Origin of the sequence: Burkholderia sp. BCC1996 (assembly GCF_905339955.1) — a bacterium.
Lineage (GTDB): Bacteria > Pseudomonadota > Gammaproteobacteria > Burkholderiales > Burkholderiaceae > Burkholderia.
In genome coordinates, this window is record NZ_CAJPHM010000023.1 from 1 (window position 1) to 19,400 (window position 19,400).

Sequence of the window (19,400 nt, forward strand, 5' to 3'; positions counted from 1 at the left end):
ACCCAGCTCCGGTGCCGCGATCTTCGCGAGCGAGCCGCCGAATTTGCCGACCGCGGTCCGCGCGGCCGATACGATCACTACGTCCGTCATTTCCGTTTCCTCCGGGCCCGCACGACACGGCGCATCGCTACCGGCCCTGTTAAAAAAACTGCGGTGCATCGGACAGCGTGCGCCGCTGTCCGGTTTTCGTCAATCGCGCTGCAATACGTAGCGACCCGGCGCCGGCTCGATCACCGGGAACTGCTCGCTCCCGGGCTTGGCGGGCGGCGCGACCTTGCGGCCGCCGTACTGGTCGAGCCACTCGACCCAGGTCGTCCACCAACTGCCCGGCTGCTCGGTCGCACCGGCAAACCAGTCGTCCGCCGATGCGGGCAGGTCGCTGTCGTTGACCCAGTAGCTGCGCTTCTTCTTCGCCGGCGGATTGATCACGCCCGCGATGTGACCCGACGCGCCGAGCACGAACTTCAGCGGGCCCGTCAGGATCGACGTCGATGCGTAGGCCGTCTGCCACGGCACGATGTGATCCTCGCGCGACCCGTAGATGAAGGTCGGCACGTCGATGCGCGACAGGTCGACGGATTCGCCGCACACGGTCAGCGCACCCGGCACGCGGAGCTTGTTCTCGAGATAGGTATTGCGCAGGTACCACGCGTACATCGGCCCCGGCAGACTCGTCGAGTCGCTGTTCCAGTACAGCAGGTCGAACGCGGCGGGCGTGCGGCCCTTCAGGTAGTTGTCGACGACGTAGTTCCACACGAGGTCGTTCGGTCGCAGGAACGAGAACGTGTTCGCGAACTCGACGCCGCGCATCAGCCCCGGCGCGGCGCCGTTCTTGCCGCCGATGGTCTGCTCGCGCATCTGCACGTGCGCCTCGTCGACGAACACGTCGAGGATGCCGGTGTCGGTGAAGTCGAGCATCGCGGTCAGCAGCGTCATCGACGCGGCCGGATGTTCGCCGCGCGCGGCGAGCACCGACAGCGCGGTCGCGAGCATCGTGCCGCCGACGCAGAAGCCGAGCGTGTTGATCTGCTCGCGGCCGCTGACCTGCTGCACGGCGTCGATCGCCGCGAGCAGCCCTTCGTTCATGTAGTCGTCCCACGTCTTGTGCGCGACCGACGCATCGGCGTTGCGCCACGACACGAGGAACACCTGATGGCCGCTCGACAGCGCATGCGCGACGAGCGAATTCTCGGGCTGCAGGTCGAGGATGTAGAACTTGTTGATGCACGGCGGCACGATCAGGAGCGGCCGTTCGAACACCTTGTCCGTCTTCGGCGCGTACTGGATCAGCTGGATCAGGTCGTTCTCGTAGACGACCGCGCCTTCGGTACACCCGAGGTTCTTGCCGACCACGAACTGCGATTCGTCGGTCTGCGAAATTTTGCCGCGCTGCAGGTCGCCGAGCAGGTTCATCATCCCCTGCCGCAGGCTTTCGCCCTGCGTCTCGAGGATCGATTTCTGTGCGTCGGGATTGAGCGCGAGGAAGTTGCTCGGCGCCGCGGCGGCCGTCCATTGCTGAACGGAGAAACGGATGCGTTCGCGCGTCTTCGGGTCGGTCTCGAGCGCGTCGGCCAGCTCCTGCAGGTAGCGCGCGTTGAGCAGGTACCACGCGGCCGCGAATGCATGCGCGGGCGACGCCTTCCAGGCATCCCCGCTGAAGCGGCGGTCCTTCAGTTCAGGCGACTCGAGCTTCGCGGCGGCGGCCTGCTGCATCAGCGTCATGCAGTCGCGCGCATAGTCGGCCTGCAACTTCTGGAGCCGTTCGGGCGGGATCGCGGCTACCGGCAGCTTCAGCCCCGCGAACGGCGACGCCAGGCCACCGAAGGCGCCCAGATCGGGCATCGACGGCATCTGGAACGGAACCGATGTCGGGAACTGGAATGCGGCGAATGGATTCGCGCTGGTCGACGCCGTTGCGGCGCGCGCCGGATCGGCGAAACCGCGCCACGCGTTCAGCCATGCCTCGAACATCTGCTGCATCGGCTGGGCAGCCTGGCCGAATCCGGTGCTGCCCGTGGAAGTGCCCGCCTGAGCGGACGTCGACGAATTTTTCGATGCTGTCATTACCTGCCTTACCGGTGATTCGTGAGCGTCAATCGTGAAATCCTGCTCGCGCGCGGCGTGCCGGTTGCGAGCCGGGCCGTCATGCTCTGGAGAGGCGTCTCCAGATTCTGCCGCAGTGCGGTATTTTTATCATTATCGTTTTCCCCATGTGAAGCGCTGCGTCAAACCGCCGAACATTTCTGCTCGAAGATAATCCGCGCGCAACAGGCGGGACAAGGCTTCCGGCGAAACATAAAACATTTTGATTGACTTGACTTCGCGATTATTCATTCGGTTGTCCATGCAACGCCGCATTGCCGCGCCAATATCAAGATAACCCGATTTTGCAACGCAGCAAACCGCGCACGCAAGCACGCGCGGCGGGCCGCGGTCAATCGTCAATCGGCCAGCCAGATCGCCGCCGCCATGCGGCCCGTCACGCGATCGCGCCGGTACGAATAGAAGCGCGCGGGTTCAGTGACCGTGCACGCGCGCCGGCCGCTCACGTGCGCCACGCCTGCGCGCGCGAGACGCAGGCGCGCGAGCGCATGGAGATCGGCGAGGTACTTGCCGGGCGCGCCGTCGATCGCGACGAACGCTCGCCGCGTCTCATCATGCTCCGACTGCGGAGCGGTGTCGAGAAACGCCTCGCGCACGTCGGCGCCGACTTCGAACGCCTGCGGGCCGATCGCGGGCCCGAGGTACGCATGCAGCGCATCCGTCGCGCCGCTGGCGAGCGCCGCGACGCGCGCCGCGGTCTGCTCGACGATGCCGGCCGCGAGCCCGCGCCAGCCTGCGTGCGCGGCGCCCACCGCCCGGCCCTGCGCATCGCACAGCAGCACCGGCAGGCAATCCGCGACCATCACGACGCAGACCGCCCCCGTGCGGTCGGTCACGCTCGCGTCGGCCTGCACGGGCGCCGAGGCAGCCGGCGCGGCCTCGATCACCTCGTCCGCACGCACGACCTGCGCGCCGTGAACCTGCTCGAGCCATGCCGCGCGCGACTGCCCCGCCAGCGCGAGCAGGCGCGCGCGATTCGCCGCGACATGGGCCGGATCGTCACCGGTATGCAGGCCGAGGTTCATCCCGCCCGGCAACGCGGCGCCGTCCTGCCAGCGCCCGTACGGGCCTTCGCTCACGCCGCCGTCGCGCGTCGTGATCAGCGCGCGCACGCGCGGCGCCACCTGCCAGTCGGGCTGCACGCAGTCCTGCCACGTCAACGGCGCCAGGTTCGTCATCGGCACTCACTCCTCCTCATCGTCGTAATCGTCGTCGTGATCCCGATAATCGCCGGCGAAATCGTCATCGTCGTAGACACCGTCTTCATCGTCGAATTCCTCGTCGCCCTGCCCGAAGCCCAGCGCCGCGACGAGCGCGTTCATGTCGTCCGGCAACGGACAACGCCACTGCATCGTCTTGCCCGTGACCGGATGCACGAGGCCGAGCCGCCATGCGTGCAGCGCCTGCCGCGCGAACCCGTCCGGCAGCGGCGCGACCGAGCGCTTGCCGCGCGCGCGCCCGTACACCGGATCGCCGAGCAGCGGATGCCCGACATGCGAGCAGTGCACGCGGATCTGGTGCGTGCGGCCGGTTTCGAGGTCGCACTGGATCGCGGACACCGGCTGACGTTGCCACATGCATGTGTCAACCGTGCGGAAATGCGTGCGCGCGGGCTTGCCCGACGCGCCGGTGACGACGGCCATGCGCGTGCGCTCGCGCGGATCGCGGCCGATCGGCGCGTCGATCGTGCCGTCCTCGGGCATCGTGCCCCACACGAGCGCGAAATAGCGGCGCTTCACCGTACGCGCCTGCAGCTGGCGCACGAGGTCGGTCTGCGCGGCGAGTGTGCGCGCAACCACCATCAGGCCGGACGTCTCCTTGTCGAGCCGGTGCACGATGCCCGCGCGCGGCAGGCCGGCCGCCGCGTCGCCGTAGCGGTGCAGCAGGCCGTTGAGGATCGTGCCGCTCCAGTTGCCGGCGGCCGGGTGGACGACGAGGCCCGCCGGCTTGTTGATGACGACGAGCGCGTCGTCCTCGTAGATCACGTCGAGCGGCACCGGCTCCGGCGTGAACGCCAGCTGCTCCGGCAGCAGGTCGGGCACGAGCTCGATCCTGGCGCCGAGCGGCACCGGCTGGCGGATCTTCGCCGGCGCGCCGTCGACCAGCACGCGTTGCGCCTCGATCCAGCTCTGCAGGCGGCTGCGGGAGAATTCGGGGAACAGTTGGGCGAGCGCCTTGTCGAGGCGTTCACCCGCCAGCGACAGCGGCACTTCGACGACGCGCGGCGCCTCGTCGGCCGCCGCGGACGGCACCACAGGCGGCTGCATCGCGCCTGCAGCCAGATCGTCATCGGGGGAATCCCCCGAGGCAGCGTCGGCGGGCCGATCGCTTGGGCTATAATCTTCGCGATTTGACTTGCCCCGCGGGGCATTCTGCGAACTTGAACGGGTCATTTAGACTGGGTCACCGAGACTTGAAGCTAGGACATGCGAGCATGATGAATTCGACCAAACGTACGGCCAAAACCGTCGCCGCCCGAGCCGCGGTGGTAGCGGCCGCGGCCCTCATCGCCGGCTGCCACGGCTTGCCGCAGAAGCAGGACGAGACGGCTACCTGGTCGAACAACAAATTATACTCAGAGGCCCAGGACGCACTGTCCGGCGGCGACTGGGGCAAGTGCGCGAAATATTTCGAATCGCTGCAAGGCCGCGATCCGTTCGGCCATTTCGCGCAACAGGCGCAGATCAACGTCGCGTACTGCAACTGGAAGGACAACGAAGCGGCAGCCGCCGACCAGGCCGTCGACCGCTTCATCCAGCTGCACCCGGATCACCCGGATATCCCGTACGCGTACTACCTGAAGGGGATGATCCACTTCAACGACGATCTCGGCCTGTTCGGCCGCTTCTCCGGCCAGGACATGAGCGAGCGCGATCCGCAGGCACTGCGCGAATCGTACGACGCGTTCAAGGTCGTCGTCGACCGCTACCCGAAGAGCAAGTACGCGCCGGACGCCGCCGCCCGGATGCGCTACATCGTCAACGCGCTCGCGTCGCACGAAGTGCACGCGGCCGACTACTACTATCGGCGCGGCGCCTATGTCGCGGCGATCAACCGCGCGCAGCTCGCGATCAAGGACTACAAGGGCGCGCCGGCGATCGAGGACGCGCTGCACATCATGATCCTGTCGTACGGCAAGCTGAACCAGCCGGAGCTCGCGGAAGACACGAAGCGCGTGCTCGCGGGGACTTTCCCGGACAGCCCGTACATCACCGGCCACTCGCGCCCCGGCACGAAGAAGTCGTGGTGGCAGTTCTGAGCGACGCCCGTGCATCAACAAAAAAACCCGGCCATCGAGCCGGGTTTTTTATTGGCGCGGCCCGTAGCAGGCGGCGGTGCGGTCATGCGCGTTTTTCCGCGCGGTGCTCGTCGAAAAAGTCCTGCACGACCGCGATCTCGCGGGTGCGCTTGAACGGCGGCAGGCTCTGCCAGATCCGGCGGCCGTAAGGCTTGTCGACGAGCCGCGTGTCGCAGATCATCAGCACGCCGCGATCGGTCTCCGCGCGAATCAGGCGCCCCGCACCCTGCTTCAGCGTGATCACGGCCTGCGGCAGCTGGTGAACCGCGAACGGGCTCAAGCCCTTCTTGGTCAGCGCGTCGAGCCGCGCGGCCAGCACCGGATCGTCGGGCGGCGCGAACGGCAGCTTGTCGATCACGACGAGCGACAGCGCGTCGCCGCGCACGTCCACGCCTTCCCAGAAGCTCTGGCTGCCGACGAGGATCGCATTGCCGTACGAACGGAAGCGGTCGAGCAGCTCGGTGCGGCTGGCGTCGCCCTGCACCAGCAGCGGCATGTTCCAGCCACGCGACTCGATCACGTCGCGCAGCTTCGACGCGATCCGGTCGACCGCGCGCAGCGTCGTGCACAGCATGAAGACACCACCGCCCGATGCCTCGATCGCCGGCAGCGCGGCATCGAACACGGCGTCGGTAAACGCCGGCGACGACGGCTGCGGCAGGTTGCGCGGCACGTACAGCAGGCCCTGCGTCTGATAGTCGAACGGGCTCGCGAGCGTCATCGAGCGCCGCGAGCTGAGCCCCATCTGGGCCGCGTAGTGCGTGAAGTCGCCGCGCACCGACAACGTCGCCGACGTAAAGACCCACGCGCGCGGCACGCCGGCGCGCTGCTTCGCGAAAATCGGCGCGACCGACAGCGGCGTTTCGTGCAGCTGGACGGTATGCGCGAACACCTCGACCCAGCGCACCTTCTCGTTCGGGTCGTCGGCGCCCGCCTTGTCGCCTGCTGCGGCGGCATCGGCCTTCGCGGCCGCTTCCGCCGCACCGGGCGCGACCCAACCCGCGAGCAGGTCCTGCAGTTCGCGGGCGCGCCGCAGGCACGCGCCGAGCGATTCCGCCCGTTCGGCCTGGCTCGCGAGCGCCGAGGCAAGCGCATCGAGCGCCACGTCGAGCGCATCGAGCGCGCCGAACATCGGATGATCGTCGCCCAGTTGCGCGAGCGACATGCGCACGATCTGGTCGTTCGCGAACGCGAGGCGCAGGTCGCGCGCCGCACGTTCGAGATCGCCGCCGAGCTTCACCCACTCGACCGCATCGCGCGCATGGCTCAGGCCCTCGGCGACCGTGTCGCGCGCGAGTTCGAGGATTTGCGTGGTCGACAGCGTCTCGCCGAAGAACAGCGTGGCCGTTTCCGGCAGCTGGTGCGCTTCGTCGAAGATCACCGTGTTCGCGTTCGGCAGCAGTTCGGCCATCCCGGTGTCGCGCAGCATGATGTCCGCGAAGAACAGGTGATGGTTGACGACGACGACGTCGGCCTGCTGCGCCTCGCGCCGCGCCTGCATCACGAAACATTCCTTGTAATGCGGGCACTCCTGGCCGAGGCAGTTGTCGCGCGTCGACGTGACCATCGACCACACGGGCGCCGTCTCCGGCACGCTCGCGAGCTCGGCCTTGTCGCCGCTCTTCGTGATCTTCGCGAAGCGGACGATTTCCTGCAGGTACGCGGTGTCCTGCCGCGACGGCAGGCGGCCGTTGTCGGCCGTGCGCTGCAGGTAGTAATGGCACAGATAGTTCGAGCGGCCCTTGAGCATCGCGACCGTCACCGGCACCGCGAGCGCGTTGCGCACCGTCGGGATGTCGCGCTGGAACAGCTGGTCCTGCAGGTGCTTCGTGCCGGTCGACACGATCACCTTGCCGCCCCACAGCATCGCGGGCACCAGGTATGCATAGGTCTTGCCGGTACCGGTGCCGGCCTCGACGATCAGCGTGTTGTCGCCGGCGTCGGTGTCGGCGGCTGCGCCGTCCGCGGCGGACTCGGCCGCCTGGTCGCCTTCGCCGAGGCGGCGCGCCGGCCGCTTGCGGGTCTCGAAGATTTCCGGCTCTGGCATCCGGCGCGCGGACGCCTCCATCGCGGACGCGACCGCGCGCGCCATTTCGATCTGCGACTGGCGCGGGTGATAGCCGTCCAGCGCGCGCGCAAGCAGTCCGCCTTCGCCGAAAATCGTGTCGAGTTCGTCGACGCGCTTGCGGCTCAGCTCGAAGGTGCCTTCGGGCGCACGAACGCGCCCGGCGGACGACGCGTCACGCCGGGCATCGGGGTTGGCTTCAAGCGGTGAATTCAAGGCAAGCGTTCCTGTGTCCAGCGCCCAGGCGGCGCCGGCGCTTGCCAGGCCGCGCTCAGGCGCGCTTATCCGGTTCCAGCTGCGATTGCAGCAAAATGATTTTGTCCTTGGCCGCCAGCTTTTCCTTCTTCAGCCGGTGCAGCGTGATGTCGTCGATGTCGGAGTGTCCTTCCTTCAGCTCGATCTCCCGAGCGAGCTGCTGGTGCTGCTCCTGCAATGCTGCCAAACGGTTGTGCAATTCCTGCTGCTGTTCCGTGGGACGGTTTTGCATATGCGCCTCCTCATCGAAGCAGCGCGCCGACTGGCGTGCCGGCACGCACGAGACTGACTCCGGATCAATCCAACACGTTACTGCCCCTGCTGTTGCTGCTGCTTGGCCTTGTCGGCCGCTTCCTGCTGACGCCGTTCGACATCGGCCTTGTGCTGGGCGGCTTCCTTCTGCTTCTGCTCGTAGCGCGCGGCGTTGTCCGCCCGCTCCTGCGCCTTCTGCGCGCCCTGCTGGCGCGCCTGGTCGAGCTTGTGCTGGAAATCCGCCTGCTTCTGGTCGTATGCCTGCTTGTTCGCGGCGCGCTGCGGCCCTTCCGCGCCACGCTGCGCCCGCTTCAGTGCATTCTGCTCCTGCTTGTCGCGGAACGCAGCCGCGTTCGCCGCATCGTTCGCCGCGCGCTGCGGCGCTTCCGCCGCATTCTGCGCCTGCTTCAACGCCTGCTGCTGGTCGCGTTGCTGCGCCCGCACCGCGCGCTGCTCGTCGTCGAGCGCGAGCTGCTCCTGACGGATGCTCGCCCGCTCCTCGCGCATCCGGTCGCGCGCCACGCCGAGACAGTGATTGACGAAGAACTTGCTGTAGCAATCGTGCTCCGCCACGGCATAACGATAATCGTTTTCCGCGGAACGTTGATTGAGCACTTTTTGACGGGCGTCGAAATCCTGCGTGGCGGAGGCTGCAACGGGCGCAGCGACAGCGGCGTCCGGCGCGGTTGCGCCCGATGCCTGTGCGTACGCGACGGTGGACCCGGCGGACAAAGCCGCGGCAAGCGCTGCGCCGAGCGCGACGAGAGAAATGCGGGAAGTTGGCAACGTCGTAGGAAAGCTGCGGGACATGTGTCAAATTCTATCACCCCCGGCTGGACGCTCCGCCATTTATGGCAAAATGCCCCGCTTCACTCACCCGCGGCATCTGGTCCGGCGGGCCCGTCTCGCAGCCCGCCGCGCGGTCTGCCGGCCCGCGCCGCGATTTCAGCAGGCAGATCATCCACGACATGACGGAAACCGTAGCACTCAAGATCGTACAGCGCATCGCCACCGAACTGTCCGTCCAGCCGCGCCAGGTCGCGGCGGCAGTGCAACTCCTCGACGAAGGCTCGACCGTTCCGTTCATTGCCCGGTACCGCAAGGAAGTGACCGGCAACCTGGACGACACGCAGCTGCGCCAGCTCGAGGAACGGCTCCTGTACCTGCGCGAGCTCGAGGATCGCCGCGCGGCGATCCTGTCGAGCATCGACGAACAGGGCAAGCTGACCGACGAACTGCGCGCCGCGATCGACGCGGCCGACAGCAAGCAGGTGCTCGAAGACCTTTATCTGCCGTACAAGCCGAAGCGCCGCACGCGCGCGCAGATCGCCCGCGAAGCCGGCCTCGAGCCGCTCGCGCAGGCGCTGCTCGCGAATCCGCTGCTCGACCCGCAGACGGAAGCCGCCGCCTACGTCGATGCCGACAAGGGCGTCGCCGACGTGAAGGCCGCGCTCGACGGCGCGCGCGACATCCTGTCGGAACAATTCGGCGAAACCGCCGAACTGCTCGGCAAGCTGCGCGACTACCTGCACAGCCAGGGCGTCGTGTCGTCGGCGGTCGTCGAAGGCAAGGAAAACGAGGAAGGCGAGAAGTTCCGCGACTACTACGACTACGCGGAAACGATCCGGACCGTGCCGTCGCACCGCGCGCTCGCGCTGTTCCGCGGCCGCAACGCCGGCGTGCTGACCGTCAAGCTCGGCCTCGGCGAAGAACTCGACGCGCAGGTCCCGCATCCCGGCGAAGCGATGATCGCGCGCCATTTCGGGATCGCGAACCAGGGCCGCCCGGCCGACAAGTGGCTGTCCGACGTGTGCCGCTGGTGCTGGCGCGTGAAGGTGCAGCCGCACATCGAGAACGAACTGCTCACGCAACTGCGCGAAACGGCGGAAGCCGAAGCGATCCGCGTGTTCGCCCGCAACCTGAAGGACCTGCTGCTGGCCGCACCGGCCGGCCCGAAGGCCGTGATCGGTCTCGACCCCGGCCTGCGCACGGGCGTGAAGGTCGCCGTGGTCGACCGCACCGGCAAGCTGCTCGCGACCGATACGATCTACCCGCACGAGCCGCGCCGCGACTGGGACGGCTCGCTCGCGAAGCTCGCGCGCATCGCCGCGCAGACGCAGGCCGAGCTGATCAGCATCGGCAACGGCACCGCATCGCGCGAAACCGACAAGCTCGCGAGCGAGCTGATCTCGAAGCATCCCGAACTGCGGCTGCAGAAGATCGTCGTGTCGGAGGCCGGCGCGTCGGTCTACTCGGCGTCCGAGCTGGCCGCGAAGGAATTCCCGGAACTCGACGTGTCGCTGCGCGGCGCCGTGTCGATCGCCCGCCGCCTGCAGGACCCGCTCGCCGAGCTCGTGAAGATCGAGCCGAAAGCGATCGGCGTCGGCCAGTACCAGCACGACGTGAACCAGCGCGAACTCGCCCGCTCGCTCGACGCGGTGGTCGAGGATTGCGTGAACGCGGTCGGCGTCGACGCGAACACCGCGTCGGTCGCGCTGCTCGCGCGCGTCTCGGGCCTGAACGCCACGCTCGCCCGCAACATCGTCGACTATCGCGACGCGAACGGGCCGTTCCCGTCGCGCGACCACCTGCGCAAGGTGCCGCGCCTCGGCGACAAGACCTTCGAACAGGCAGCCGGCTTCCTGCGCATCAACGGCGGCGAGAATCCGCTCGATCGCTCGTCGGTCCACCCGGAGGCCTACCCGGTCGTCGAACGCATCCTCGCGAAGATCAGCAAGCGGATCGACGACGTGCTCGGCAGCCGCGACGCGCTGGCCGGCCTGTCGCCGACCGAATTTGTTGACGAACGTTTCGGCCTGCCGACCGTGCGCGACATCCTGTCCGAACTCGAAAAACCGGGTCGTGACCCGCGTCCCGAATTCAAGACGGCAACGTTCCGCGACGGCGTCGAGAAGGTGTCCGACCTAATGCCCGGCATGCTGCTCGAAGGGGTCGTGACGAACGTTGCCGCATTCGGCGCGTTCGTGGATGTCGGCGTGCATCAGGACGGCCTCGTCCATGTGTCCGCGATGTCGACGAAGTTCATCAAGGATCCGCACGAAGTCGTGAAGGCCGGTCAGGTCGTCAAGGTCAAGGTGCTCGACGTCGACGTGAAGCGTCAGCGCATTGCGCTGACGATGCGCCTCGACGACGAAGCGGCCGCGCCCGGCATGGCGCCGCGCGGCGGCCAGGATCGCGGCAACGCCGGCCGCGGCGGCAGCGCCCGTCCGCAGCGTTCGCGCGAACCGGAACCGGCCGGCGCGATGGCCGCGGCGTTCGCGAAGCTGAAGCGCTGAGCAAGCGAAGGCTGTTGACGTATAAAAAAACCCGCCGAAAGGCGGGTTTTTTATTGCTTCAGCGAGCGCGCAGCCAGATCGGCATGGGCCGCATGCGCGGCCAATGCGCGCCGGTCAGATCTCGATCTTGGTACCGAGCTCGACGACGCGGTTCGCCGGGATCGAGAAGAAGTCGGTCGGCTTCGCCGCGTTCTGGTGCATCCATGCGAACACGCGTTCGCGCCAGATCGACATGCCGGGCAGATGCGTCGGCACGACCGTTTCGCGCGCGAGGAAGAACGACGTGTCCATCAGTTCGAACGTCATGTCGTGCGTGCGGCCGAATTCCTCGAGCACGGCCTTCACGTCCGGCGTCTCGTTGAAGCCGTACTGGGCCTTGACGATGTACAGGCCGCCGCCCGCGTCGCGCGAGCTCAGGCGCTTGTCGTCGCGCACGTACGGAATGTCGCGTGTGACGAACGTCAGGAAAATGGTCCGCTCGTGCAGCACCTTGTTGTGCTTCAGGTTGTGCAGCAGGCTGACGGGCACGAGCTTGTCGTTGCCGGTCAGGTAGATCGCGGTACCCGACACGCGGTGCGGCGGATGCGCGAGCAGCCCCTGCAGGAACGGCTCGAGCGGGATACCGTCGGCGGCCGTGCGCTCCTTGACGATATGGCGGCCCTTGTACCAGGTCATCAGCAGGAAGAACAGCAGCGCGCCGATGCCGAGCGGCAGCCAGCCGCCCTGCGCGACCTTCAGCAGGTTCGCGCCGAAAAAGCCCAGGTCGACCGCGAGGAACACGGCGATGATCGCGCCGACGAGCAGCCGGTTCCAGTTCCACACCTTCACCATCACGACGGCAGCGAGCACGGTCGTGATCACCATCGTCGCCGTCACCGCGATGCCGTACGCGGCGGCGAGATTGTCGGAGCTCTTGAAGCCGATCACGATGCAGAGGATCACGAACAGCAGCAGCCAGTTCACGACCGGCACGTAGATCTGGCCGATCGCCAGCTCGGACGTGTGCAGCACCTTCATGCGCGGCACGTAGCCGAGCTGGATCGCCTGCGACGTCAGCGAATACGCGCCGGAAATCACGGCCTGCGAAGCGATCACGGTCGCGACCGTCGACAGCACGACGAGCGGCAGCAGCGCCCACTCCGGCGCCAGCAGGAAGAACGGGTTCTCGATCGCCTTCGGATTCTGGATCAGCAGCGCGCCCTGGCCGAAATAGTTCAGCACGAGCGACGGCATCACGAGCCCGTACGCGGCGAGGCGGATCGGCTTCGCGCCGAAATGGCCCATGTCCGCGTAGAGCGCTTCCGCACCGGTCAGCACCAGCACGACCGAACCCAGCACGACGTAGGCCTGCAGCAGGTGCTCCGACATGAACGACGCAGCGTAATACGGGTTGATCGCCGCGACGATGCCGGGCACGCGCACGATGTGATACACGCCGAGTGCCGCGATCACGACGAACCACAGCACCATGATCGGCCCGAACAGCTTGCCGACCAGCGCGGTGCCGTGGCGCTGGATCCAGAACAGCGCGATCAGGATCACGATCGTGATCGGCATCACGAGATGGGACAGGTGCGGCGTCGCGATCTCGAGGCCTTCCACCGCCGACATCACGGAAATCGCCGGCGTGATCACGGCGTCGCCGTAGAACATGCAGGCGCCGAAGATCCCGAGCGCCATCAGCGCGCCCGCGACGCGGGTTTTCGAGTCGAGCGGTCGCAGCGACAGCGCCATCAGCGCGAGCACGCCACCCTCGCCGTTGTTGTCGGCCCGCATCACGAACAGCAGGTACTTGATGCCGACCACCAGGATGATCGCCCAGAACAGCAGCGAGATCACACCGAGAATCGAGCCTTCCGTGAGCGGAATGCCGTGTGCGGGGCTGAACGCCTCCTTCAGCGAATACAGCGGGCTCGTGCCGATGTCGCCGAACACGACGCCGATGGCCGCTATCGCAAGCGCCCGCATCGAGTGTTGGTGCGTCGAATGCGCATGGGCTGCGTCGGTCGCCTGGATCGTGTCGTTCATATGAAGCGTAATAATCGGGTCCGGTCGGACAAAACGAGCGCTATTCTACTCGCGCCCCCCTGAAAAACCGTCCTGCCTTGTTGCCCTTAAACCACGTGATCCACGCTGCGCATGCAATCCTGCGCAAGCTGTGGCAGGGCTGCCATCATAGCCGGGGCCGCGCCATCTGCCTACCACGCCGATCGCCGTGCCCGCCGGCCACGGCGCACCAATAAAAAACGGCGCCGCAAGCGGCGCCGTACAAGGCTTTCCTTCGATCGGCCGGCCGCTTACGCGCCCGAGCCGTCGCGCTGCGCGCGACCGCGCTTGATCCATGCCTCGAGGTTGTGCGGACGAACCGTGTCCCACTCTTCGAACGGCTGATGAATCCACGGATTCGTCGGCAGATACTGTGCGTGATAGTCCGGCTTGACCTTCGAGCAGCCCTTGTACCAGAGCACGGCCGAACGCACGGCCGTGACCGACGGATAGCGCTCCTTCAGGTGCTCCTGCACGCGCGCGAGCGTGACGCCCGAATCGACGAGATCGTCGACCAGCAGCACGTTGCCCGCGAGACTGCCGCGCGTCATCGTGATGTACTGCGCGATGTCGAGCTCGCCCTGCTCGGTGCCGGCCGCTTCGCGGTACGAACTCGTCGCGAGGATCGCGAGCGGGACGTCGTAGATGCGCGACAGCTGGTCGCCGACGCGCAGGCCGCCGCGCGCAAGGCACAGGATCTGGTCGAACTTCCAGCCCGATTCATGCACCTGCAGCGCGAGCAGCTCGATCAGACGATGGTATTCGTCCCAGCCTACCCACAGGTTCTTGTCGTCGTTGCGCGGATCGGTCATCAAGTCTGCCGCCGTCATCGTGATTTGCTGCGTCATGCTGAGAATTACACCTTGAACGGATGGCGAAGCAGGATCGTCTCGTCGCGATCCGGCCCCGTCGAAACCATGTCGACCGGCACGCCGGCCACTTCCTGCACGCGGGTCAGGTAGGCTTGCGCATTCGCCGGCAGCGCGTCCCACGTCTTGATGCCGACGGTGCTTTCCTTCCAGCCGGCGAACGTTTCGTACACGGGCTCGCAACGCGCGACGTCGGCCGCACCGCGCGGCAGGATGTCCACGTCCTTGCCGTCGATCTTGTAGCCGACGCACAGCTTGACTTCATCGAGGCCGTCGAGCACGTCGAGCTTCGTCATGCACAGGCCCGACACGCCGTTGATCTGGATCGAGCGGCGGAGTGCCGCTGCGTCGAGCCAGCCGGTGCGGCGCGGACGGCCGGTGACCGAGCCGAATTCCTTGCCGACGTTCGCGAGCGTGACGCCGACCTGGTCCTGGCGCTGCGGGTTGTCCGCGTCGTACAGCTCGCTCGGGAACGGGCCCGAGCCGACGCGCGTGCAGTACGCCTTCGTGATGCCGAGGATGTAGTTCAGCTTCTGCGGACCGACGCCGGCGCCGGCCGATGCCGCACCCGCGACGCAGTTGCTCGACGTGACGAACGGATAGGTGCCGTGGTCGATGTCGAGCAGCGTGCCTTGCGCGCCTTCGAACAGCAGGTTCTGACCGGCGTTGTTCGCGTCGTACAGGCGGCGCGACACGTCGGCCACCATCGGCTTCAGGCGATCGGCATAGCCGAGCATCGTGTCGAGCGTGGCCTGGAAATCGACGGCCGCGCCACCCAGGTACTGGGTCAGCACGAAGTTGTGGAAATCGAGGTTTTCGCGCAGGCGGTCGGCGAAGGTCTTCGCGTCGAACAGGTCCTGCACGCGCAGCGCGCGGCGGCCGACCTTGTCTTCGTACGCCGGGCCGATGCCGCGGCCGGTCGTACCGATCTTGCCCGCGCCCTTGCGCGCTTCGCGCGCCTGGTCGATCGCGATGTGGTACGGCAGGATCAGCGTCGTGGCTTCGGAGATGAACAGGCGATCGCGCACGTTCACGCCGGCCTCTTCCAGCTCGCCGATTTCCTTGAACAGTGCCTCGGGGGACAGGACGACGCCGTTGCCGATGTAGCAGGCGACGCCTTCACGCATGATGCCCGACGGAATCAGGCGCAAGATGGTTTTCTTGCCGCCGATGATGAGGGTGTGGCCGGCGTTGTGACCGCCCTGGAAACGCACGACGCCCTGAGCGTGGTCCGTCAGCCAGTCGACGATCTTGCCCTTGCCTTCATCACCCCATTGCGTTCCCACGACGACGACATTGCGCCCGGGAGTCACGTTCACTGCGCTGGCAGACATGTTGATTCGTTAGCTGGTTAAAAACGTATTCTACCTATGTTCGCGGGCGATTCCGAATTTTTCCGTTTCGCTTCAACGATATGCATGCCGAACGACGGCCCGCGAACGCCTGTTTAACGGGGTTCGACCACCCATGCGCCGTCACGCTCGACGAGCGAACGGTCGCAGGCGAACTCGTCGAGCACGTGGTCGTGTCCCGGCAATGCCTGGATCACGACCTCGCCCGCGTCGCGCAGCGCCGCCACGGCCGCGCTCAGCGCGTCGTCCTGCGCCCACGGCGCGAGAATCGCGGTGCCGCGCGCCTCGACCGGCGAAATCCGCGCGAGCTCGCGCAGGTCGAGCGAGAAGCCCGTCGCCGGACGGGCGCGGCCGTAGGCCTGGCCCACGTGGTCGTACCGGCCGCCGCGCGCGATCGCGTTCGGCACGCCGTCGATGTACGCCGTAAACATCGCGCCGCTGTGGTACGCGTAGCCGCGCAGATCGGCGAGATCGATCGCCACCTCGACGCCCCTTGCCTGCGCCGCAAGCTGCGCGAGATCGTCGAGCGCACGCGTGATCTCGGGCAGCACCGGCAGGCGCACACGCGCCTCGTCGAGCACGCTCGCGTCGCCGTACAGATGCGGCAGCGCACGCAGCGCCGCGCGCGTGTCGGCGCCGAGATCGTCGGTGAGTTCGTTCAGCAGCGGCACGTCCTTGCCCGACAGCGCGTCGTACAGCGCCTCGCCGCGCTCGGCAGCCTGCGCATCGCGCGCGAGCAGCGCCGCGAGCACGCCCGCGTGGCACAGGTCCAGGCGGATGCGCGACAACCCCGCGAGGTGTAGCGCGTCGAGCATCAGCTGCTGGATCTCGAGATCGGCTTCCAGCCCGGCGTGCCCGTAGATTTCGGCGCCGATCTGGATCTGTTCGCGCGTCGCGTGCAGCCCGCGCGGACGCGTATGCATCACGTGGCCGGCATAGCAGAGGCGCGTCACGCCCTGGCGGTTCAGCAGGTGCGCGTCGATGCGCGCGACTTGCGGCGTGATGTCCGCGCGCAGGCCGAGCGTGCGGCCCGACAGCTGGTCGACCAGCTTGAAGGTGCGCAGGCGCAGGTCGTTGCCGCCGCTCGTCAGCAGCGATTCGAGGTATTCGAGCAACGGCGGCATCACCATTTCGTAGCCGTACGAACGGAAGCGGTCGAGCAGCCTGCGGCGCAGCTCCTCGATCTTGCGCGCTTCCGACGGCAGCACGTCGGCGATATTCTCGGGAAGTAACCAGGTCGACATCGGTACGGTCCTACGACGGGAAACAGGGCGCGACATGCGCGCCGCGAAATGAATCGGAAATCGGCATTCGGGCGGAACGAACGGCGGGTGCGCCGTCCGGATCAGGTGGCGAGCAGCAGCAGGACGAGCCCGAGCGCCATCACGATGAGCCCGCCGATCCGGATATGATGCGGCGGCCGCTCCGCTATTCTACGAAACGTGTCGCGCCAGGCGACGGGAAACACGAAGGGGAACGCCCCCTCGATGATCAGCATCAGTGCTACCGCGAGCAACAACGAGCCAGCCAGGTCCATGCGAGCGACGGCGCCGCTCGACGCGGCGCCCCAAGGTCAGTGTTTGCGGGGAGCGGGTGCCGCCGGTGCGGCACCGCCCGTCGGGCTGCGCATGAAACGGAAAAACTCGCTGTCGGGATCGACGACGATGATGTCGTTGCGCTTGAAGGTATTCCGGTAAGCCTGCAGGCTCGCGTAGAACTGGTAGAACTGCGGATCGCGGCCGAACGCATCGGCGGCGATCGACGCGGCCTTCGCGTCGCCCTCGCCCTTGATCGTCTGCGCGGACTTGTACGCATTCGCGAGCACCGCCTGCTGTTCGCGTTCCGCGTCGGCCTTGATCTGCTCGACATCGGCGGCGCCATCCGCGCGCACCTGTGCGGCCTGGTCGCGCAGCGCGGCAATCATCCGCTGATAGACGGCATCCGTCTGCGCAGCCGGCAAGTCGACGCGCGTCAACTGCACGTCGACCACGTCGACGCCGAAGCCCGATGCCGTCGCGCGCACCCCGTCGCGCGCCGCATTGGCGATCTCGCGCTGCCCGCCGAGCGCGTCGTCGAGCGCGCGCTTGCCGAACGCGTCGCCGAGTGCGCTCTTCAGCGCGCCGGCCAGGCGGTCGGCGGCCGCCGCCGGGTCACCGCCCGTCGCCGCGAAATACTTCATCGGATCGCTGATCCGATACTTGACCGCATACGCGACGAGCAGGTCGTGCTTGTCTTCGGTCGCCAGTTGCAGCGGATCCGACGACTCGAGCGATTGCAGGCGCGTGTCGATCAGCGTCGCCGTCTGCAGCGGCGGCGGCAGCTTGAAATGGATGCCGGGGCCCGCGAGTTCGGGTTGCGCGCCGTCGCGGCCCGACAGCACGGCCGCATGGCGCGGATCGACGGTGAGGACGGTCGACGACGCCGCGAAAGCGGCGATCACGATTGCGACGACGAGCGCAATGATTCGGTTCATGTTCTGCGCTCCCCGTTACTTCGTATCGTCTTCACGCGAGCGGCTGCGGAACGCTTCGCGCGACCGCAGCACGTCGCTGCCCGGTGCGGGCGCCGCCGCAGCCGAAGCCGCGCTCGCGGGTGCGCTCGCCGCGGCGGCGGCCGGCGCCGACATCGCGTCGGGCGCGGCTGCGCCGGCGGGCGTCGCGGCATTCGTCGCATTCGTCGCATTTGCGGCGTTTTGTCGCCCCTGCTCGACGAGCTTGTCGAGCGGCAGGTACACGACGCTGTTGCCGCCCTTGTTGCCGACGAACACCTTCGTCGCGTTCGAATAGATTTCCTGCATCGTCTCGAGGTACATCCGCTCACGGATCACCGCGGGCGCCTTCGAATACTGTGCATAGACCTGCTTGAACCGGTCGGCGTCGCCTTCGGCCTGCGTGACCACGCGATCGGCATACGCCTTCGCTTCGTCGGCAAGTTTCGCGGCGTCGCCCTGCGCCTTCGGCAGCAGATCGTTCGCGTAGGCCTGCGCGGCACGCTTCGCGGCTTCGCGATCATCGCGCGCCTTCGCGACTTCGGCGTACGCAGCCTGCGTCTGCTCGGGCGCCGCGACGCTCTGCATCGTGACGGCCGTCACCTCGAGCCCCGACTGGTAGCGATCGAGATCGCGCTGGATCGCGGCGGACAGCTGCGCGCGCAGCGCGTCGCGGTCCTGGTTCAGCATGTCGGCCGCGCTGCGCGTGCCGACGATCGCGCGCACCGCGGCCTGGGCGGCCTGCGACACGCTGCGCTCGGGATCGACGCTGCGGAACAGGTAATCGGTTGCCGAACGGATCCGGTACTGGACGACGAAACGCACGTCGACGATGTCGGCATCACGCGTCAGCATCGCCGCTTCCTTCACGTTCGCGAGACGCACGACGTTGTTGCGGCCGATCTCGATCGAACGGACCTGCGACGTATCGACGATCTCGTGCGACGCGAACGGATACGGCGCGCGCCAGTGCACGCCCTGGCCGACCGTGCCCGACAGCTTGCCGAACTGCAGCACGACGCCCGTCTGGCCTTCCTGCACGACGAACAGCCCGCTGCCCGCGTAGACCGCGACCAGCACGCCGATCACGATGCCGACGCCGACACGCGCGGCCCGGCCGTTGTCGGGCCGGAAGCCGTTGCCGCCCTTGCCGCCGAACAGGCCGCTCAGACGCCGGTTGAAGTTGCGCCACATCTCGTCGAGATCGGGCGGACCGTCACCGTCGCCACCGGGCGGACGCTTCGATTCGTTCACACGCGGACGGGATCCGTCGTTGCCCTTGCCTTCGCCGCGTCCCCAGCGGGGATCGTTGATCGACAGCAAGGCGCGCATCCGCCGCCAGGTACTCCGCTCGTTGTATTCGTTCACCAGAGTTT

General features: G+C 67.3%; 16 protein-coding genes. 2 read left to right on the forward strand and 14 right to left on the reverse strand.

Annotated features, from left to right (window positions below):
• Positions 1-189: 189 nt before the first annotated feature.
• From phaC to U4Z64_RS28220, 4 genes are all read right to left on the reverse strand, one after another.
• Positions 190-2,064, reverse strand: coding sequence for a class I poly(R)-hydroxyalkanoic acid synthase (gene phaC, locus U4Z64_RS28205; RefSeq protein WP_044848892.1), 1,875 nt, complete (start codon positions 2,062-2,064; stop codon positions 190-192).
• A gap of 132 nt (positions 2,065-2,196) precedes the next feature.
• The gene (locus U4Z64_RS28210) at positions 2,197-2,445 is read right to left on the reverse strand and encodes a hypothetical protein (RefSeq protein WP_135801101.1); all 249 of its coding nucleotides are present in this window, start codon (positions 2,443-2,445) and stop codon (positions 2,197-2,199) included.
• Positions 2,442-3,281: a peptidoglycan editing factor PgeF gene (pgeF, locus tag U4Z64_RS28215; protein ID WP_321821700.1), complete on the reverse strand. Its 840-nt coding sequence runs from the start codon at positions 3,279-3,281 to the stop codon at positions 2,442-2,444. The genes U4Z64_RS28210 and pgeF overlap by 4 nt, the downstream gene beginning before the upstream one ends.
• A gap of 6 nt (positions 3,282-3,287) precedes the next feature.
• Positions 3,288-4,496: an RluA family pseudouridine synthase gene (locus tag U4Z64_RS28220; protein WP_124570098.1), complete on the reverse strand. Its 1,209-nt coding sequence runs from the start codon at positions 4,494-4,496 to the stop codon at positions 3,288-3,290.
• Positions 4,497-4,537: 41 nt separating this feature from the next.
• Here U4Z64_RS28220 and U4Z64_RS28225 point away from each other — a divergent pair, with 41 nt between their 5' ends.
• On the forward strand, positions 4,538-5,362 hold the full coding sequence (locus tag U4Z64_RS28225) for an outer membrane protein assembly factor BamD (protein WP_044848889.1): 825 nt from the start codon (positions 4,538-4,540) through the stop codon (positions 5,360-5,362).
• 82 nt (positions 5,363-5,444) lie between these two features.
• Here U4Z64_RS28225 and U4Z64_RS28230 read toward each other — a convergent pair whose 3' ends face one another.
• The 3 genes from U4Z64_RS28230 to U4Z64_RS28240 all read right to left on the reverse strand — a co-directional run bounded on the left by U4Z64_RS28230 (position 5,445) and on the right by U4Z64_RS28240 (position 8,783).
• Positions 5,445-7,682 carry an ATP-dependent DNA helicase gene (locus U4Z64_RS28230; RefSeq protein ID WP_321821701.1) on the reverse strand — a complete coding sequence of 746 codons (2,238 nt, stop codon included), beginning with the start codon at positions 7,680-7,682 and terminating at the stop codon, positions 5,445-5,447.
• Between the two features lie 55 nt (positions 7,683-7,737).
• Positions 7,738-7,953 carry a YdcH family protein gene (locus tag U4Z64_RS28235; RefSeq protein WP_006755091.1) on the reverse strand — a complete coding sequence of 72 codons (216 nt, stop codon included), beginning with the start codon at positions 7,951-7,953 and terminating at the stop codon, positions 7,738-7,740.
• A 77-nt stretch (positions 7,954-8,030) separates the two neighbouring features.
• Complete coding sequence (locus tag U4Z64_RS28240; protein WP_044848887.1) at positions 8,031-8,783, reverse strand: hypothetical protein; 753 nt, start codon at positions 8,781-8,783, stop codon at positions 8,031-8,033.
• Between the two features lie 158 nt (positions 8,784-8,941).
• Between U4Z64_RS28240 and U4Z64_RS28245 the strand changes: the two genes are divergently transcribed.
• Positions 8,942-11,269 (forward strand): Tex family protein, encoded by a 2,328-nt coding sequence (locus U4Z64_RS28245; RefSeq protein ID WP_321821702.1) that lies wholly within the window; start codon positions 8,942-8,944, stop codon positions 11,267-11,269.
• Positions 11,270-11,383: 114 nt separating this feature from the next.
• Here U4Z64_RS28245 and U4Z64_RS28250 read toward each other — a convergent pair whose 3' ends face one another.
• The 7 genes from U4Z64_RS28250 to hflK form a co-directional block, all read right to left on the reverse strand.
• Entirely contained in the window at positions 11,384-13,297 is a 1,914-nt protein-coding gene (locus U4Z64_RS28250) for a potassium transporter Kup (RefSeq protein WP_321821703.1), read from the reverse strand.
• Positions 13,298-13,566: 269 nt separating this feature from the next.
• A complete protein-coding gene (locus tag U4Z64_RS28255) occupies positions 13,567-14,163 on the reverse strand; it encodes a phosphoribosyltransferase (RefSeq protein WP_044848884.1) in 597 nt (198 codons plus the stop codon).
• 8 nt (positions 14,164-14,171) lie between these two features.
• Entirely contained in the window at positions 14,172-15,518 is a 1,347-nt protein-coding gene (locus tag U4Z64_RS28260; protein ID WP_044848883.1) for an adenylosuccinate synthase, read from the reverse strand.
• 113 nt (positions 15,519-15,631) lie between these two features.
• On the reverse strand, positions 15,632-16,780 hold the full coding sequence (locus tag U4Z64_RS28265) for an ATP phosphoribosyltransferase regulatory subunit (protein WP_044848882.1): 1,149 nt from the start codon (positions 16,778-16,780) through the stop codon (positions 15,632-15,634).
• A gap of 101 nt (positions 16,781-16,881) precedes the next feature.
• Positions 16,882-17,073 (reverse strand): DUF2065 domain-containing protein, encoded by a 192-nt coding sequence (locus U4Z64_RS28270; protein ID WP_009687995.1) that lies wholly within the window; start codon positions 17,071-17,073, stop codon positions 16,882-16,884.
• A gap of 36 nt (positions 17,074-17,109) precedes the next feature.
• Positions 17,110-18,009, reverse strand: coding sequence for a protease modulator HflC (locus U4Z64_RS28275; RefSeq protein WP_321821704.1), 900 nt, complete (start codon positions 18,007-18,009; stop codon positions 17,110-17,112).
• A gap of 15 nt (positions 18,010-18,024) precedes the next feature.
• Positions 18,025-19,392 carry an FtsH protease activity modulator HflK gene (gene hflK, locus U4Z64_RS28280; protein WP_321821705.1) on the reverse strand — a complete coding sequence of 456 codons (1,368 nt, stop codon included), beginning with the start codon at positions 19,390-19,392 and terminating at the stop codon, positions 18,025-18,027.
• Between the last annotated feature and the right edge of the window lie 8 nt (positions 19,393-19,400).

Coding starts and splice junctions, on each gene's coding strand:
- phaC (WP_044848892.1), bottom strand. CDS start 2,064: ATGACAGCATCGAAAAATTCGTCGACGTCCGCTCAGGCGGGCACTTCC.
- pgeF (WP_321821700.1), bottom strand. CDS start 3,281: ATGACGAACCTGGCGCCGTTGACGTGGCAGGACTGCGTGCAGCCCGAC.
- U4Z64_RS28220 (WP_124570098.1), bottom strand. CDS start 4,496: ATGACCCGTTCAAGTTCGCAGAATGCCCCGCGGGGCAAGTCAAATCGC.
- U4Z64_RS28225 (WP_044848889.1), top strand. CDS start 4,538: ATGATGAATTCGACCAAACGTACGGCCAAAACCGTCGCCGCCCGAGCC.
- U4Z64_RS28235 (WP_006755091.1), bottom strand. CDS start 7,953: ATGCAAAACCGTCCCACGGAACAGCAGCAGGAATTGCACAACCGTTTG.
- U4Z64_RS28240 (WP_044848887.1), bottom strand. CDS start 8,783: ATGTCCCGCAGCTTTCCTACGACGTTGCCAACTTCCCGCATTTCTCTC.
- U4Z64_RS28245 (WP_321821702.1), top strand. CDS start 8,942: ATGACGGAAACCGTAGCACTCAAGATCGTACAGCGCATCGCCACCGAA.
- U4Z64_RS28250 (WP_321821703.1), bottom strand. CDS start 13,297: ATGAACGACACGATCCAGGCGACCGACGCAGCCCATGCGCATTCGACG.
- U4Z64_RS28255 (WP_044848884.1), bottom strand. CDS start 14,163: ATGACGCAGCAAATCACGATGACGGCGGCAGACTTGATGACCGATCCG.
- U4Z64_RS28260 (WP_044848883.1), bottom strand. CDS start 15,518: ATGTCTGCCAGCGCAGTGAACGTGACTCCCGGGCGCAATGTCGTCGTC.
- U4Z64_RS28265 (WP_044848882.1), bottom strand. CDS start 16,780: ATGTCGACCTGGTTACTTCCCGAGAATATCGCCGACGTGCTGCCGTCG.
- U4Z64_RS28270 (WP_009687995.1), bottom strand. CDS start 17,073: ATGGACCTGGCTGGCTCGTTGTTGCTCGCGGTAGCACTGATGCTGATC.
- U4Z64_RS28275 (WP_321821704.1), bottom strand. CDS start 18,009: ATGAACCGAATCATTGCGCTCGTCGTCGCAATCGTGATCGCCGCTTTC.